Here is a 14459-nt window from a genome sequence, read left to right on the forward strand (position 1 = left end):
AGAAATTAAAATTTTAGCGCATCACTTTATGTTAATAAGTTTTTTACATTAAGCAGCACGTTATTGACACATTGTGATGACATGTGTCAATAACGTGCTTGTATTATAGTTTTCCATTTTTAAAGTAGATGCATTAAAACTTTTTCTTGAGCTTACGTTGTAGCACTTTAAGAGAAGTTTTATTTTTCTTTGTTAATTTTTTCAAAGTTTCTTTAGCGTATTTATTCGCAGGGGCTAATGCCAAAATTTTATGGCAAGTTTCTAGAGCTTTTTCATTACTCACTAACTTATCGGGCACCTTATTTAGGATAATAAGTGTTCTAACGTATCGGGATCTTGTTCATTTGTCAAAGCTACTAGCCTTTCAGCGTGAAAGAGGGCGCAGTGATAGGCACCTTCTATATGCGTTAAAGAACATATAAATAAAGATAATGCAAGATTGTGTAATTCAACAGATTCTTCCTTCATCAATAAATAGTGCAAAAAAGTATAATTCATCATATTGCCGTTATCGTAAGCGATCGATATTAGTTGACTCTGAAATTGGTCGAAATCGCTTTTGTGATATAACGCTTCAGCTTCTTTAAAGTTGAATGATAGAATTTGATGCTCTAGATTTTTTAACATGAAATCAACACCTACATATTACTAATTTTTAGCTATTTAAACATTTTAAATCGCATAAATAGATAAGAAGGGCTCTTAACCATTTTAAATATCACTAGGTTAAAAAGAATCCTTATAACGTTTTAACCTAGTGCTTGTATGTCTTTTCACAAATGTAATGAATAATTTTACTTCATTTTACTTTGCAATTCTTTAAGGGAAGTTTTCGCAGTTTTATTCGAAGGGTCTAACGCTAAAATTTTATGGCAAATGTCAATCGCTTTTTCATCACTCACTAATTGATCGGGCACAATATTAAGCAATAATAAATGTTCTAAGCTAAATGTATCTTGTTCATTTGTTAATTCAACTGCTCTTTGTGCGTGAAAGAGGGCACAATGATAGGCGCCTTCAATAGGTGTTTCAAACTTATATAACATCATTATAAGAAGTGTGCTTGAACTTTTTAAATAGCATGAGGTTAAAACGAGGATTCGTTTTAACCTCATGCTTGTAAATCTATTTACAAATGTAATCGATATTTTACTTAGTTTTACGTTGTAAATCTTTAAGGGAACTTTTCGCAATTTTATTAGAGGGGTCTAACGCTAAAATTTTATGGCAAATGTCAATCGCTTCTTGATCACTCACTAATTTATCAGGAACGATATTAAGGAATAATAAATTCTCTAAGTCACCTGCATCTTGTTCATTTGTCAGTTCTACAGCTCTTTGTGCGTGATAGAGAGCACAATGATAGGCACCTTCAATAGGTGTTAAAGAGTTTACAAATAATGAAAAGGCAAGAGTATGTAACTCCGCGGTTTCTTTCTTCATTATAAGATAATGCAAAAAAGTATAGTAAATCATATTGCGGTTGTCATAAGCAATGGAGATTAATTCACTATGAAATTGTTCGAAATCGCTTTTTTGATATAATTTTTCAGCTTCGTTAAAATTGACAGACAAAATTAATTTTTCCAAATTTTTTAACATCATTTATTCACCCACCCATTACTTATTTTTATTTTACCATTTTCTCTTACAAAAGTTACTGTTATAGTATGACCATTCATCATTAACGTTTTCTTTCTTGCGCTCTTATAAGGATCCTCTTTGCCGTAACGCATGACGTGGGACATGACCTTTGCTACATCATCCCAATTATTCTTCGTTACTTTATGCCAATCATGTTTTGGATCTAGGATGTGCTTGCGTGAATTAGCATCTAATCTTGATACAGAAGACAATACTTTATCAAAATTTCTACTGCGAATCGCATTCGTTGTAGCTTTTCTACCGTATTTTTTTATAGCATATGAAATACCGTATCTTGCTACGGCGGCTATAATGACTACTGGTAAAGCAGAAGATTGGGCTTCTAGTGTATCGATATCATAAATTTCGCCATCAGATTGATCGACAAAAGTTGCTGAGAACTCCTGTCCTTCATTTGTATGAACGATTACTTCATATTCATGGGAGATTTTTTCTCCATCTTCTTCCACTGTACCATGCAATAAAATGGATTCGGTAATTGTATCATAATATATTACAGTGGATACATGAACATCCGTTGTATTTATGTCAGTATATACTGTGACCAAATCATTATCTTGTTCGACATTTAAATCAAATTGTTCAGTATCATCGATTCCGAGCTCTTGTAGTATTTCATTTTCGACTTCAATCGTATTATATTCGATCGTGTTCGCTTCATCATTTGCGTAAGATTTGAGTGGATCAACACTTGGTACAAGAGAAATTAGCATTGTTATTACAATTAATTTAATTAAGAATTTTTTCATCATTCATTACTCCTTTTCCTAATTAAGTTGTATAAAACCATGTCCGTATTCTTCATCAAATCCAGGTAGTCCTAAATCTTTCACGTAAGGTGCTAGAAAGCTATTTAAATTAGTACTATTAATCTTTTCATTAGTGTTTCCAAGTAAATAAGCAATAGAGCCAGTAACGAAAGCTGCCGCAAAAGATGTTCCATTAAATATGCTGTAGCCACCATTTTTGTCAGTAGATAAGATATTTTTACCTGGTGCGGCGTAATCGATTTTGCCTTTTCCAGAGTAGCTATAGCTTGTGAAATCAGGTTTTAATGCAGAAACTGAAATGACACCTTCGTATTTCGCTGGGTAATCAACCCTTAATCCTAGTGTGTTACCAGAAGCTGCTACAATAATAATTCCTTCGGCTAAAGCTTTCTTTATAACCTTTTCAAATTCCAGATTATTTGTTTCAAATCCAAAGCTGATATTGATAATATCTACATCATTTTTGATACTCCATTCGATACCGTTGATAACTGTTTGAAAGTCACTTTTACCTTGGGTATTTAAAACTTTGACATTATAAATCTCTACATTATCCTTTGCGATTCCAGAAAAGCCCATTTTATTATGAGATGAACCGATAATCCCGGCAATGGCTGTCCCATGGTTTAACTCATCAATTGGTTCTTGGTCCGTTTCGATAGCGTTATACGACGCAACGATCTTATTTTTTAAAGCAGCATGATGGGAAATACCACTATCCAATATCGCTACTTTAATCTTTTTATTAGTTGGTTTTTCGCTCTTTCCAGAAGTTGAATGAATCGCATGATACCCCCAAATTGCACTGTCTTCATATCGAGCAAACTTTTGAATGGAATAACCTATAAGGAACGCTAATAACAACATAACAAGCACAACTAAAATGCGTTTTTTAATATTTCAATCACCCTTTCTTATCTCCAAATAATCTTAAGAACTGACTTCTAGATAGATTTGGATATTGATGACTCAACTAATATCCTCATTTTGATATTTTTATAATAAGTGATGATTGATTAGATATTTCAAAGTATTCGCAAAAGAATATTTAAAGATAAGTTCCTACGATTTTATAGTGGGAGGAAAGAAGAGATGGAATATTATTTTCTAGTATTCTTTTAGGAATATTTTGATTATATGGGTTAAAATTTTTGTATATTTGTATAAATAAAGAAACTTAACATGATAGATTTAGTACAGGATGATGGGGGAAGGGAGGTTAGGCATAATGTAGTAGAAGTTTTTTGAAATATAAATGAGGTAGAGAAAATCGAGGAGTGAGTAAGTATGAAATTCATTCCGAAAGTCTATTTTATTAATAAACAATTCACACAAATTTTTTATGCACAATTTCTATCAGGTCTGGCAGATAAAATTATCCTCTTTATTTTACCTCTATGGATTTTAGAAGTAACAAGATCATCCATCTTCGTTTCCATTTTAAGTGCTTGCAGTACAATTGCTATCGTGATTCTTTCTCCGTTTATGGGGACTTTTGTCGATAGATTATATAAAAAAAATTTAATGCTTGTCGCAAACAGTATACGCTGTTTGTTATTGATTTTACTTGCCGTTATTACAATTTTGGGCTATTTTGATTTTTTATATATACTCCTTATTTTTATTGTTTATTCATTTGGTAGTACGTTACATTCCCCAGCAGCCAATGTTGCGCTCACAATTATTGTCAATGATGATGAGCTACAGGAGGCTGTAGCTATTAGACAAACATCGAATCAGCTAGAGAGCGTTTTAGCGCCAACGTTAGGTGGTCTGTTATTTAGCGTGTTTAGTCCAGGAAACTTCTTTCTTATTAATGGGTTGTGCTTCGTTCTTTCTCTTCTTATATTGTTAACTTCAAATATTACAGAACAGCATAAAGCTAAAGCGAAACAATCTTTTCTAGTAGACTTAAAGGAAGGCGTGTCTATTCTTTTCCAAGATAAGATATTAAAAACCTTCTTTTTAGCGCGGCTATTATCAATATTTTAGGTGCAGCAATTATGTTAACACTACGAGTAATCGTTATTAATATGGAAGTAAGCTCATTATGGTGGAGCCTTATTTTTGTTGGCTCACCTGTTGGGGTAATCATTGGGGCTTTTATGTCAATGAAATGGAAAGTACAATCCAGCATATTTATTTACGGTTTTATATGTTGTGCGGTCATGGGGTTTTTTAATATATTGATGAGTCTAGCTAATACGCCACTCGTGCTAACGATTTTTTACTTTTTATCTGGAATAGCATTTGGTATGGGGAATACTTATTTTGGCATAATGTATAGAAGAAAAATTCCCGTTGAAAAGCAAGGAAGATTTTTGGGATTTTTAAGTGCTGCCTTATTAATATCCATTCCAGTCGGACAAGTTTTTACGGGTGTGTTATTAGATTCTATTAATCCAAACCTTGTTATGGGGATATTAGGCTTGCTAACTGTCGTTACTGCATTAGTCTCAATAAAAGTATTAGGTCGTGAACAAAAGAAAAAAATCGAATATTAGAATTGATTTAGCGAAAGCTCTGACTTCCATTAATACGCTTTGCAAGCCCCTTTCTTTCAAGAGGTTTGCAAGGCTTTTATTAATGGACAACAAAAAAACGCTAATTGTACAATAAAGGTAGATTTGGTACGTTACTCGATTTTGAAACAGGGGAGAGTGGTTTTAAGAATAGTTTGATTTTCTTCAAATTAGCTTCCTCTCCCAGTACCGATTAACCAAAGTGTTGAAGTTGTTATTTCCATCTTGACCTCATTGATCAATTTAAATACCCCCTTGTTAACTACATCATTGCATACATTTCAATCATTTTAGAAAAATATTCATAAAAGAATATTTTGTAAGGAGTGAATGGTAACGTGAAAGGTTATGGTGAGATTACAAAACAAATAAGGATTAGCAAAGGGTATACGCAAAAACATGTGGCAGCTCATTTTTTAACACAGGGTGCGTATTCAAAGTTTGAGAATAACAATACGGACATCACCTTTGCCTCGATGCATGGGATAGTAAATCAACTAGGTATTACATTTGAGGAATTTTTTTATATTCAAAATGGCTATCAATATAGTAAACGGGATGATATAATCATCCAATTTTTTCGTTTACCCTATAACAATGAAATAGTACTTTATAGACTGAAGGAAAAATGTAGACTTTATTTAAAAGAAGCTAGGGAAGATCAACAGATTATTCATATTTCTACTATTTTAGATGGATTAATCATTCTAGCTAAAGCAGGTGATTTGGAGCAAGCGAGGGCTATTGTTGAACCAGTTTGGCAAGACTTATCTAAATATAACCAACTTTTTGTAGCGGATTTATATATGTTAAACGCCATTTTATTTTTATTCCCTTTACCAACCGTTCTTCAAATCAAACAATTTGCTTTACGGCATATTGCTTTGTATAAAAACTTTCGTCATGTTTCACGTTTGAAAATTAATATTTCGATGAATATTACTTTGCTATTAATACAAGATAAAAAATATTCAAAAGCACAAAAAGAAATTTCAAACGCGATATCTTTATGCAAAACAGAAAATGATTTCATTTTATTGGGTATTTGTTATGTCAGAAAGGGGATCTGTCTGAATCACCTCGGACAAGCAGGTGGAAAATGGATACGAAAGGGGAAAAATATTTTGATGGCGCTTGAACAATTCATGTTATTACAGTTAGTAGAACAGGAAATAAAGCAATACTAAACTAAGTACATCATTGCATTTCATTAGGACCACTTGCATAATAAGTCTTAAGAAAGACTGTCAATGTTTAAACTCTTGATTAAGATATGGCTATGGTAGTCATACTTAAATACAGCTGACTCATCGGAAAAAGAAAGGGTGGTACTTCTATGACGGAATGGCCCAAAGGCGTCGCTAAGCCAGCTATTCGAGCATTAAATGCTGCTGGCTATACACAATTGCAACAATTAAAAGAGGTCGACTTAGCGACATTAAAAAATCTACATGGAATAAATTTTACAAAGCACTCGCAGCAATAGAAGCGGCATTAAAAGAAAGTAGGTAATGGATTGAATAAACTCACATTATTTTTAATAGCCATGGTCGTCTATTATATCCTTGTTATTTTTATTGTAAGTAAGCTATTTATGTTTCCAATTATAAAAGGAATGATGCTCGTTTTCTTTATTGGGGCAGGCTTTATATACTCAAGAAGGATGCGCAAGAAGTTACAGTAGGTTTAATTCTTATAAAGAGGTTGAGGCAAGTACATAGGTATGTTTTGTATTCACAATTTCAATTCAATCAATAGGCTGGAAACGTAATTTATCCCATGTCTTAACATTGTAAGTGGCGTGTGAAAACAAGAAAACAGTCGATTGAGAAGGTAAAAGCCCTTTAATTGACTGTTTTTTTATTCGTTTCGTGTTTTCTAAGCTCACATGTTATAGGTTTAAAAAAATTTGTAGGGAAGTTATGTAGAGGGTAGTATTTATTTCAATTGCTCTAGACTTACGATGAATTTAGTTAGAGGTGGATAAAATGAAATATTTAATCGCTTTATATGTAATGATGATGCTTATTATTTTTGTAAATTTGATTAGTGAATTTATGTTAGGTGGTCGTTATTCAGCCATGCTAGTTGGATTATTTGTATGTTGTTCTTTTTTGGAACGATCTTTTTTGCTAATGCTAGATACTATTTAAATAAGATTGGTAAGTAAATAATAATAGAAATAGTACATAAAAAATGTGGTTGATACTGTAAATGTGTCGCAACTTTAAATGAAAACTTTTCGAAGGAAGGGATACGATTGATTTCAGTTTTAGTTGTGGATGATCATCCAATTGTTTTAAAAGGGTTAAAAACGTTGTCACTGGAGATAGAAGATCTTAATTTTGAAATTGAGAAGAATCCTCATAATGTTCTTGATAGAATGCAAGAGGAAGAATTCCATGTATATTTAATTGATGCTTGTATTGCCACCAATAACAATCTAGAACTTACGACAGAAATTAAAGCACAGCAGGAACAAGCAATTATTATTTTATATACGACTGATGGTGTTTGTTCCTATTATCCCCTATTAGTGGAGAAAAAAGTGGAGGGCATTCTTGTAAAAACCGCTCCGATTGATCAAATCATCTCAACAATTCGTTTAAGCTTTCAAGAAAAGATTGTGATTCCAACCGATTTTTTAGATTATGTAAATGAGAAAATAAATGATCGATATGCTAATTTAAAGTTAACGCATCGAGAACTAAAATTGCTGCAGATGTTAATGAACGGCTACCAAAATAAGAAAATTGCAGCAATATGCAATGTTTCTGTACGTACGGTAGAACGCCATTTAACACAGCTTTTTAGCCTATTAGGTGTGTCTACACGGCTAGAAGCGGTTGAGATTGCAAAAGAGAAACAATTGCTTAATGAAATGAAAGATAATTGATGATAAAAAGTGTCGAGGGAAATCGGCACTTTTTTAGTTTTTTTAATTGGACGTCATCATTTGCCATTAGCATTTACTAGAAGCGAAAAAGCTCGAACTTGGGGTATTTAGAAGATTGTTAAAAAAGGAAATTTGATCGTGACCGACAGAAATTTTGACGGTACCGACAAAAATATTGTCGGTTGAAATGTCGGTTATGGACAAGATAAAATTAATTTAACAGCTTATCGAAAGGAGAAATTTGTATGCCCTAAGAAAAGAATTATGATTGCTGTCTATGCACTTCTGTTAACAATCGGCATTAGTAGCAAAATTGTATTTGGTAAAGAACAAAATGCTGTAAGTAGGGAGAGGATTGAGCATGAATATGCTGTAGCTAAAGTATTAGACGAAATGCCTGATATAGCCCATAAACTTCAAGAAACTACTAAAGAAAGTGGTTTAGCTTTAGTAGAAGAATCGTTGGATAAAAGAAAAGCAGAGTTTAGATTAAAAGTTCATAATGAAATGAGTCATTTGAAACATAACAATGCTTACTTGGAAAAAGCCGCTGTAGAGGAAACAGAAAGATATATAGATGCGATACGAATTGCGAAAGCGATTTATGGTGTAAGTATCTCCCAAGATGAAGTCAATCAATATATTGCTACAAATGTTGCGGATATCGTATTGCCAGAAAAGGAACGCTACGCAAAGGCACTGGGGATATCTCTTTATAAATTAGATTATAGCTTTGATCGAGATTTTTATGTGATGGACACATTATGGGATAAGCTAATGCCTGTTTTAATGGCGCGTTACCCTCAAGAAGATGGGGAAGATAGTAATTTATATCTGGACAGAATAAAAGACGAATTTTATAGCCACTCATTAACAAGATGACAACTATATGATAACAGCAGTATCAAAATATATTCGCTGAGCTAATAAGGAGGAGTTTTCATGAATAAGAAGAGAGCTTTATCAGTATTAGGAGTATCTGTAATGATGTTTTTGGGGGTAACAGGAGTAAGTGCATATAATGCTAAATTTAGTTTTGATATGAATACAGGTCTTTTCAATGGAAAAGTCTATACTTCTCCAGCGTACAAGTATACAAAAGACGAAGATCCATTTTTAAGAGTGGATTTTATTGAATCGAGTGTACGGACAAAATTTGGAGTTGTTAATTCCAATGGTGATGCCAGAAGCTCAACTTTGACAACTCGTAGTGCTACTTCTAGTTTATTGAATAATCTAGGAATGGCTCAAAATCATCAATATCGGATGGGCATACAAACAGATGATGGAAGTTGGTATAATCGGTACAATGTCAGGTATGGAATCCTGATTCCTATTAGAATCTAAAAAAGGTTTCCCTCCATATTTTCATGGAGGAAAACCTTTTTGCCTACTATTTTTAAATAGGTGGTGATGATTATGCTGAGGAGGGAATTAAGGCGTGCTGTCTTCAATAAAAGAATGGTTTTAGTTATTATAATTATGTTTATTTTATCCTGTTTTTCTGCTTATAGTTATCTATTAAGTTCACACTTTTTTATTGATAGGGATGCAAATGACTTAACACCTGAAAGCCTAAAACATCTTCTTGAAGTAGGGGGGAATACATTTCATATTTGGCTGAATGGTTTCCATTATACACAAATAGTATTTGTATTAGCCGCCATCTATCCTTACGCTGCCTCTTTTGTAGATGAGAAAAGAGGACATTTTCATTATTTTTCTGTTATCCGTATGGGGCATATAAAATATCGTTTTACTAAATTATTTGCCAATGGCGTTGCTGGTGGTTTGGCATTATTTATACCAAATGCTCTTTTTTTCTTAGGGACGAGTGCATTTTTCGAAAATAAAATTCTCTATCCATTTGAATTTCAACCAGACGGATTATTAGGAGATTTATTTGCTACGACTCCTTTGTTTTATATTCTGTTTGTTTTAGCCTTGCATTTTTCTTTAGGTTTTTCGATAGCTATTTTTGCTATGGGGATAACAAGTTTCTTTTCAAAAATTGTTTACGTTTATGCTATTTCTTTTGCCCTTTACTTAACATTTGATATTTTTATTTCCAATTTTAATGGACTAGAAAAATTCGCATTAACTAAAATTTATTACGTCATGTCAAGTATAGACTTACAAGGGAATGATGTAGTGATGATGCATCTATTTTTAATCTTCTTAGGAACAGTAGCATTTTATTTAAATAGACAATGGGAGTTAAAAAATGGTATCTAATTTCTTTAAAATCACTTGTAAAAGAATTTTAAAAAGTAGAAAGTTTCTATGTATTTTAATTTATTTACTCATTCTTCCCCTCATAGTCTTGCTGATGAATGACTGGTCAGTTGATAGTAACAATTGGAATGGTCTATTTTTTATCTTTGGCAATAGGTATCTCTATTTTTTATTCATTATGCCTGTGTTTCTTATTTTTCTATATGATCTTGCAAATGAAGGAAACCTACGTTATTGTGCGGGGAGGTTACTTACAAAAGCTACGATAATAAAAGTTCAAATTAAAACAATGATTTTATATGGCTTCTTTCTAACTATCTATGTTTTTGTCGTTGTTATTATAGAAGCTATTTTAATTCTTGGGGGAACATTTGCATGGAGCAACGAAACCGCATTCGGACTTGATCCTTATACGTTTTTCCTTTGGAATTGTCACCGATGCTTATAAGTAGCTTTTTTGCGATAAAGTTTTTTATGACAATTATTTTTCTAGGGAGTTTTTATTTGTATTGGCAAAGTATAACGAAAAGGCAATCCAGTAGGTTAGGCGTGAGCATCATGTTTTTTCTCCTGCTTTTTAATGCTATTGTAAATTTTCATCACATCCCTTTTTTGAATATTTTAGATTTAAGTTTTGTAAGTATCTATTATTTGAACCCGCAAGATAATTCAATTTTGTTCCAGCTGTTCAGGTCACAGGCTCCGCTAAGTCTTTTAAGTATTGGACTTCTTTTTCTTGCGTTGCATCTATCTAAGGGGGTGAATTTATAACGTTGTTTTTCCATTTGTTGTCGATTATACGATACAATATTCGTTTTATCTCTAAACGAGTATTCCTTTTCTTAGGCTGGATAACAGCAACCTTGATTTTCCATACTTTATATAACCAGGGGTATACTAACTATTCGGCGATAGATGTTTATTTAGTATGTATAGGGATGATACAAATGGAGAAGCTACATGTTATACAAATCCTCATTCTATTGCTTCCCTACTTTGGAATTGCCATGATAGTAGATGTATACATAGCGCATATGATGGGGAAGCAAGCTATTTTTAGTATGCTAAGAATAGAAAAGCGATACCTATTTATTATTTCGCATGTTGTATCCCTCGCTTTTGTACTATGGTTGGTGTTATTTGTGTATCAAATCATATTATGGATTAGTTCGTTTACGCTGTATGACCATTCAATGCCAATTACTGAATCACTGTTCTCAGGTATAGAAATCCCCCAAGAGAACATGTTTCTAAAGCTAATACTTCCTGCATTTGTTGGACAATTTATCGGTACTTTTTGTGTTGCATGTGTGCAACTTGCGGTATCAATTAAATTTAACCGACTAAGTAGTGGGTTTATTTTTGTAGTTATCCTCTATTTTTTACAATTAGTTTTCCCAATAATAATAGGACAGCATACATTTGTTGCAAATATACTAGTAGATTACGTAACTTACATACGCTTTCTGATAACACAGTTACTGGTAATAGGAGGAAGCGTGATCTATCTCTCCATTTCTAGCCAAAAAAATATGTTAATTTTTTCGGAAAGGGGTTAAATGATGCAACAGTTTATTGTAGAAGTAAAAAATATCTCAAAAACTTTTAAAAAGCAGTGCATTTTTCATGCTGTATCTTTTTCATTGGAAAAGGGTAAGGCGTATGGTTTTATCGGTCATAATGGTTGCGGTAAATCAATTTTGTTTAAAATACTGAGTGGTTTTCTTTCCCCTGATAGTGGTGAAATAAAAGTATTTGGACAAACGCTCGGAAAAGAAATAGACTTTCCTAAAAATACAGGCATCATGATAGAAACGCCTCATTTTCTTGATGACTATTCTGGTTTTAATAATTTACGCTATTTAGCTGCAATACAAAATAAAATAAATGATGCAACGATTAAGTCTACACTTGAAAAGGTAGGGCTAAATCCTGAAAGTAGACAACCTGTAAAAAAGTACTCTTTAGGTATGAAACAAAAATTAGGGATTGCTCAGGCTATTATGGAGGATCCTGATTTATTAATCCTTGACGAGCCATTTAACGGATTAGATAAAACGAGTGTGCGAGAGATTCGTACATTATTACTTGAACTGAAGAACAAAGGTGTGACGATTCTTCTAACGAGCCATATGTCAAAAGATATTGAATTGATATGCGATGAGGTATTTGAATTCAATAATAAAAAATTAGAAAAAATGAATGTTACAAAATTTAGCAATAGAGATGAGGATGTACTTCCGCTATAGAACGACAACCGACAAAAATATTGTCGGTTGAAATGTCGGTTATGGGCAAGTTACTCTAGCAGTAACAGAATCAATGCAAGCAAAACAGAAAGGGGGCAATCAATAATGAAAAACATTCTTTCCTTAATTTTAGTGCTTTGTGGCGTCATCATTGCTTTGACTTTAATGGGTTTTATTCATGTACCGTTATTTTACCCGTATGCGGGAATAATAATTTGTTCGACGATATTATTACGAATTATGATTAATACAAATATTCGTTCAGTTCAGTAAAACGTCTTTGTCTTAACTGTTCAAGCTAGTAATCGAGAACATTGAGAGCAAACGATACAGAGGTGAATGATAATTTGAATACACTTAGTCAAGTTCCGCTTTTAAAATTATTGGATTTAAAGATCGATTTTGCTTTTAAGCAACTTTTCGGTAGTGAACGAAATAAGCAATTAACAATCGCATTGTTAAATGCTATTTTACAACGTACTGGCAGAGTACCTATAAATGAAGTGACTTTTATTACTCAAGAAGTCAGTGGCGAATATATAGAGGATAAACAATGCCGTTTAGATATTGTTGTCAAAACACAATATGGAGAGTTCATAAATATCGAAATCCAATTAGCCAATAAAAAAGACATGTTTAAACGTACTTTATTTTATTGGTCAAGATTGTACAACCTACAGTTACAAAAGGGAAAGGGATACCATACATTGAACCCGACCATTACAATTAATATTTGTGATTTTACTTTTTTTCCAAATGCAGCCCATTATCATAGCACCTATCATTTATATGACGATATTTCTTTACAACGTATACAAGATAATGTGTTAGAAATTCATTTTATTGAAATGGATAAGTTTTTGAAGGCATGGGCAAAGGAACAACATCCTTCTAATAAATTAGACAGGTGGTTACTGTTGCTAGGTATGGTAGATGACAGTAAAAAGATAGTTCGTCAAGATATATACAATGCATTGGAGGACATCGCAATGACAGATGAAAACATACGTAAAGCGTTTCAAGCATGGCAAGAAATTAGTCAAGATCCCGAAACCATTCTTGCTTATCAATCAAGGGTCAAATATATGCTAGATGAAGCTGCTAATATCGAAGATGCAAAATATCATGCAGAACAGGAAGGCATGGAAAAGGGCATAGAAAAAGGCATGAAAAAAGGAATGAAACAAGGTATAGAAGGCATTGCAAGAAAGATGATTAGAAAAGGTAACAGTAATGAAGAGATAATCGAGTTAACAAACTTATCACTAGAAGAAGTTCAATCTTTACGCCAAGAGATTTAATAAGAGAAAAAGCATTCTGGGAACATAGCCGTTCCTTGAATGCTTTTTCTTTTATAGTGGATCTGGAATTATCAATGATTGTTGATCTAGCGTGCTATGTCCACTAAACGCCCATTTTTCTACGCGTATTACTTGCTTTTTTAGTTTGCTGACTTTTCATTTTTTTGTAGAAGTATCGCCATTCATTTTCCCTTTAGTCGCAGCATTTTTGTTCTTTTTATTTTCTAGTTGTTGTTTTACTGCTTCTTGCAGACTCATTTTCTTTTTTGGTGCTTCTGTCTGATTATTTTCTGTCATAGGAGATTCCCCTTTTTGAATAAGATTGTTAATAGTTAGTTCCAGTATAATCTATTTTCCGTAATTTGTGAAACCCAGTACAAAAAACGGAAAATTTGTTGGGGGAGCGTTAAGTACTGCTTCTTTCTATTTCTAGAATAAAAACAAACCTTTGTTATTTTCAAATAAATGTTTATAAAATGCATATTTTTGCTTTATTTTTCTCATTCTAATATATACAAGCACATTGAAAGGATGTGGGAATATTTTGTACAGTAGAAAACAATTTATATGGGCATATTGTATTTCTAGTTTTACTTCGATTATTGGCACAATAGGCATTTTTCTAATATTAAATTATTATCAATATACAGCTGACTTTGGATTATTTTATAAACTGTTACTTGCATTTATTAGTGGAGGTCTTATTGCTTTTGCATTAGGGCTGATATTAATGAATTTATATTTTGAAAGTATCTTCTCCCACAATAAAAAGAAAATGAATGATGTAATATAAATTGTAAAAGTCGTTTGGTCCAAAATTT

General features: G+C 32.6%; 20 protein-coding genes and 1 pseudogene. 14 read left to right on the top strand and 7 right to left on the bottom strand.

All coding sequences use genetic code 11. The features are described 5' to 3' along the window. Window positions 1–133 precede the first annotated feature (133 nt). From LO754_RS09600 to LO754_RS09625, 6 genes are all read right to left on the bottom strand, one after another. A complete protein-coding gene (locus LO754_RS09600) occupies window positions 134–283 on the bottom strand; it encodes a hypothetical protein (protein ID WP_231786125.1) in 150 nt (49 codons plus the stop codon). A 20-nt stretch (window positions 284–303) separates the two neighbouring features. After that, the gene (locus tag LO754_RS09605; protein WP_231786126.1) at window positions 304–627 is read right to left on the bottom strand and encodes a hypothetical protein; all 324 of its coding nucleotides are present in this window, start codon (window positions 625–627) and stop codon (window positions 304–306) included. A 167-nt stretch (window positions 628–794) separates the two neighbouring features. Continuing rightward, complete coding sequence (locus LO754_RS09610) at window positions 795–1049, bottom strand: hypothetical protein (RefSeq protein WP_025219357.1); 255 nt, start codon at window positions 1047–1049, stop codon at window positions 795–797. Window positions 1050–1149: 100 nt separating this feature from the next. Continuing rightward, entirely contained in the window at window positions 1150–1605 is a 456-nt protein-coding gene (locus tag LO754_RS09615; protein WP_231786127.1) for a hypothetical protein, read from the bottom strand. Continuing rightward, window positions 1602–2417: an SAR2788 family putative toxin gene (locus tag LO754_RS09620; RefSeq protein WP_231786128.1), complete on the bottom strand. Its 816-nt coding sequence runs from the start codon at window positions 2415–2417 to the stop codon at window positions 1602–1604. Before LO754_RS09620 ends, LO754_RS09615 begins: the two co-directional genes overlap by 4 nt. A 15-nt stretch (window positions 2418–2432) precedes the next feature. After that, complete coding sequence (locus LO754_RS09625) at window positions 2433–3302, bottom strand: S8 family peptidase (RefSeq protein WP_081769876.1); 870 nt, start codon at window positions 3300–3302, stop codon at window positions 2433–2435. A 420-nt stretch (window positions 3303–3722) separates the two neighbouring features. Here LO754_RS09625 and LO754_RS09630 point away from each other — a divergent pair, with 420 nt between their 5' ends. The 13 genes from LO754_RS09630 to LO754_RS09690 all read left to right on the top strand — a co-directional run bounded on the left by LO754_RS09630 (window position 3723) and on the right by LO754_RS09690 (window position 13638). Further along, on the top strand, window positions 3723–4427 hold the full coding sequence (locus tag LO754_RS09630; RefSeq protein WP_231786129.1) for an MFS transporter: 705 nt from the start codon (window positions 3723–3725) through the stop codon (window positions 4425–4427). A gap of 11 nt (window positions 4428–4438) precedes the next feature. Further along, on the top strand, window positions 4439–4939 hold the full coding sequence (locus tag LO754_RS09635) for an MFS transporter (RefSeq protein ID WP_231786130.1): 501 nt from the start codon (window positions 4439–4441) through the stop codon (window positions 4937–4939). A gap of 356 nt (window positions 4940–5295) precedes the next feature. After that, window positions 5296–6144 carry a helix-turn-helix domain-containing protein gene (locus LO754_RS09640; RefSeq protein ID WP_025219361.1) on the top strand — a complete coding sequence of 283 codons (849 nt, stop codon included), beginning with the start codon at window positions 5296–5298 and terminating at the stop codon, window positions 6142–6144. 149 nt (window positions 6145–6293) lie between these two features. After that, on the top strand, window positions 6294–6443 hold the full coding sequence (locus tag LO754_RS09645) for a hypothetical protein (protein ID WP_231786131.1): 150 nt from the start codon (window positions 6294–6296) through the stop codon (window positions 6441–6443). 30 nt (window positions 6444–6473) lie between these two features. Further along, window positions 6474–6641, top strand: coding sequence for a hypothetical protein (locus tag LO754_RS09650; protein WP_167331266.1), 168 nt, complete (start codon window positions 6474–6476; stop codon window positions 6639–6641). Window positions 6642–7217: 576 nt separating this feature from the next. After that, entirely contained in the window at window positions 7218–7853 is a 636-nt protein-coding gene (locus LO754_RS09655) for a response regulator transcription factor (protein ID WP_231786132.1), read from the top strand. A 264-nt stretch (window positions 7854–8117) separates the two neighbouring features. Beyond that, the gene (locus tag LO754_RS09660; RefSeq protein ID WP_231786133.1) at window positions 8118–8735 is read left to right on the top strand and encodes a hypothetical protein; all 618 of its coding nucleotides are present in this window, start codon (window positions 8118–8120) and stop codon (window positions 8733–8735) included. 60 nt (window positions 8736–8795) lie between these two features. After that, entirely contained in the window at window positions 8796–9200 is a 405-nt protein-coding gene (locus LO754_RS09665; RefSeq protein WP_231786134.1) for a hypothetical protein, read from the top strand. Between the two features lie 72 nt (window positions 9201–9272). Further along, window positions 9273–10088, top strand: a complete 816-nt coding sequence (locus tag LO754_RS09670; RefSeq protein ID WP_137034859.1) for a hypothetical protein — start codon at window positions 9273–9275, stop codon at window positions 10086–10088. A gap of 947 nt (window positions 10089–11035) precedes the next feature. Further along, window positions 11036–11647 carry a hypothetical protein gene (locus LO754_RS09675; RefSeq protein ID WP_137036895.1) on the top strand — a complete coding sequence of 204 codons (612 nt, stop codon included), beginning with the start codon at window positions 11036–11038 and terminating at the stop codon, window positions 11645–11647. Beyond that, window positions 11648–12337, top strand: coding sequence for an ATP-binding cassette domain-containing protein (locus tag LO754_RS09680; protein WP_435892060.1), 690 nt, complete (start codon window positions 11648–11650; stop codon window positions 12335–12337). Window positions 12338–12442: 105 nt separating this feature from the next. Continuing rightward, complete coding sequence (locus tag LO754_RS09685; protein ID WP_158497877.1) at window positions 12443–12610, top strand: hypothetical protein; 168 nt, start codon at window positions 12443–12445, stop codon at window positions 12608–12610. 74 nt (window positions 12611–12684) lie between these two features. Beyond that, a complete protein-coding gene (locus LO754_RS09690; RefSeq protein ID WP_024361917.1) occupies window positions 12685–13638 on the top strand; it encodes an Rpn family recombination-promoting nuclease/putative transposase in 954 nt (317 codons plus the stop codon). A 103-nt stretch (window positions 13639–13741) separates the two neighbouring features. Here LO754_RS09690 and LO754_RS09695 read toward each other — a convergent pair. Next, window positions 13742–13935 (bottom strand): annotated as a pseudogene (locus LO754_RS09695) (hypothetical protein). A gap of 247 nt (window positions 13936–14182) precedes the next feature. On the opposite strand from LO754_RS09695, the gene LO754_RS09700 reads away from it, so the two are divergent. Beyond that, complete coding sequence (locus tag LO754_RS09700; protein WP_024361915.1) at window positions 14183–14431, top strand: hypothetical protein; 249 nt, start codon at window positions 14183–14185, stop codon at window positions 14429–14431. Window positions 14432–14459: the final 28 nt, after the last annotated feature.

Origin of the sequence: Lysinibacillus sp. GJ-1 (assembly GCF_021166035.1) — a bacterium.
GTDB lineage: Bacteria > Bacillota > Bacilli > Bacillales_A > Planococcaceae > Lysinibacillus > Lysinibacillus sphaericus.

Excerpts from the sequence above, each read along its gene's own strand:
- LO754_RS09625 (WP_081769876.1), bottom strand. The coding sequence starts at position 3,302 with ATGTTGTTATTAGCGTTCCTTATAGGTTATTCCATTCAAAAGTTTGCT.
- LO754_RS09645 (WP_231786131.1), top strand. The coding sequence starts at position 6,294 with ATGACGGAATGGCCCAAAGGCGTCGCTAAGCCAGCTATTCGAGCATTA.
- LO754_RS09630 (WP_231786129.1), top strand. The coding sequence starts at position 3,723 with ATGAAATTCATTCCGAAAGTCTATTTTATTAATAAACAATTCACACAA.
- LO754_RS09660 (WP_231786133.1), top strand. The coding sequence starts at position 8,118 with ATGATTGCTGTCTATGCACTTCTGTTAACAATCGGCATTAGTAGCAAA.
- LO754_RS09605 (WP_231786126.1), bottom strand. The coding sequence starts at position 627 with ATGTTAAAAAATCTAGAGCATCAAATTCTATCATTCAACTTTAAAGAA.
- LO754_RS09675 (WP_137036895.1), top strand. The coding sequence starts at position 11,036 with ATGGAGAAGCTACATGTTATACAAATCCTCATTCTATTGCTTCCCTAC.
- LO754_RS09610 (WP_025219357.1), bottom strand. The coding sequence starts at position 1,049 with ATGATGTTATATAAGTTTGAAACACCTATTGAAGGCGCCTATCATTGT.
- LO754_RS09680 (WP_435892060.1), top strand. The coding sequence starts at position 11,648 with ATGATGCAACAGTTTATTGTAGAAGTAAAAAATATCTCAAAAACTTTT.
- LO754_RS09620 (WP_231786128.1), bottom strand. The coding sequence starts at position 2,417 with ATGATGAAAAAATTCTTAATTAAATTAATTGTAATAACAATGCTAATT.
- LO754_RS09615 (WP_231786127.1), bottom strand. The coding sequence starts at position 1,605 with ATGATGTTAAAAAATTTGGAAAAATTAATTTTGTCTGTCAATTTTAAC.
- LO754_RS09670 (WP_137034859.1), top strand. The coding sequence starts at position 9,273 with ATGCTGAGGAGGGAATTAAGGCGTGCTGTCTTCAATAAAAGAATGGTT.
- LO754_RS09665 (WP_231786134.1), top strand. The coding sequence starts at position 8,796 with ATGAATAAGAAGAGAGCTTTATCAGTATTAGGAGTATCTGTAATGATG.
- LO754_RS09685 (WP_158497877.1), top strand. The coding sequence starts at position 12,443 with ATGAAAAACATTCTTTCCTTAATTTTAGTGCTTTGTGGCGTCATCATT.
- LO754_RS09635 (WP_231786130.1), top strand. The coding sequence starts at position 4,439 with ATGTTAACACTACGAGTAATCGTTATTAATATGGAAGTAAGCTCATTA.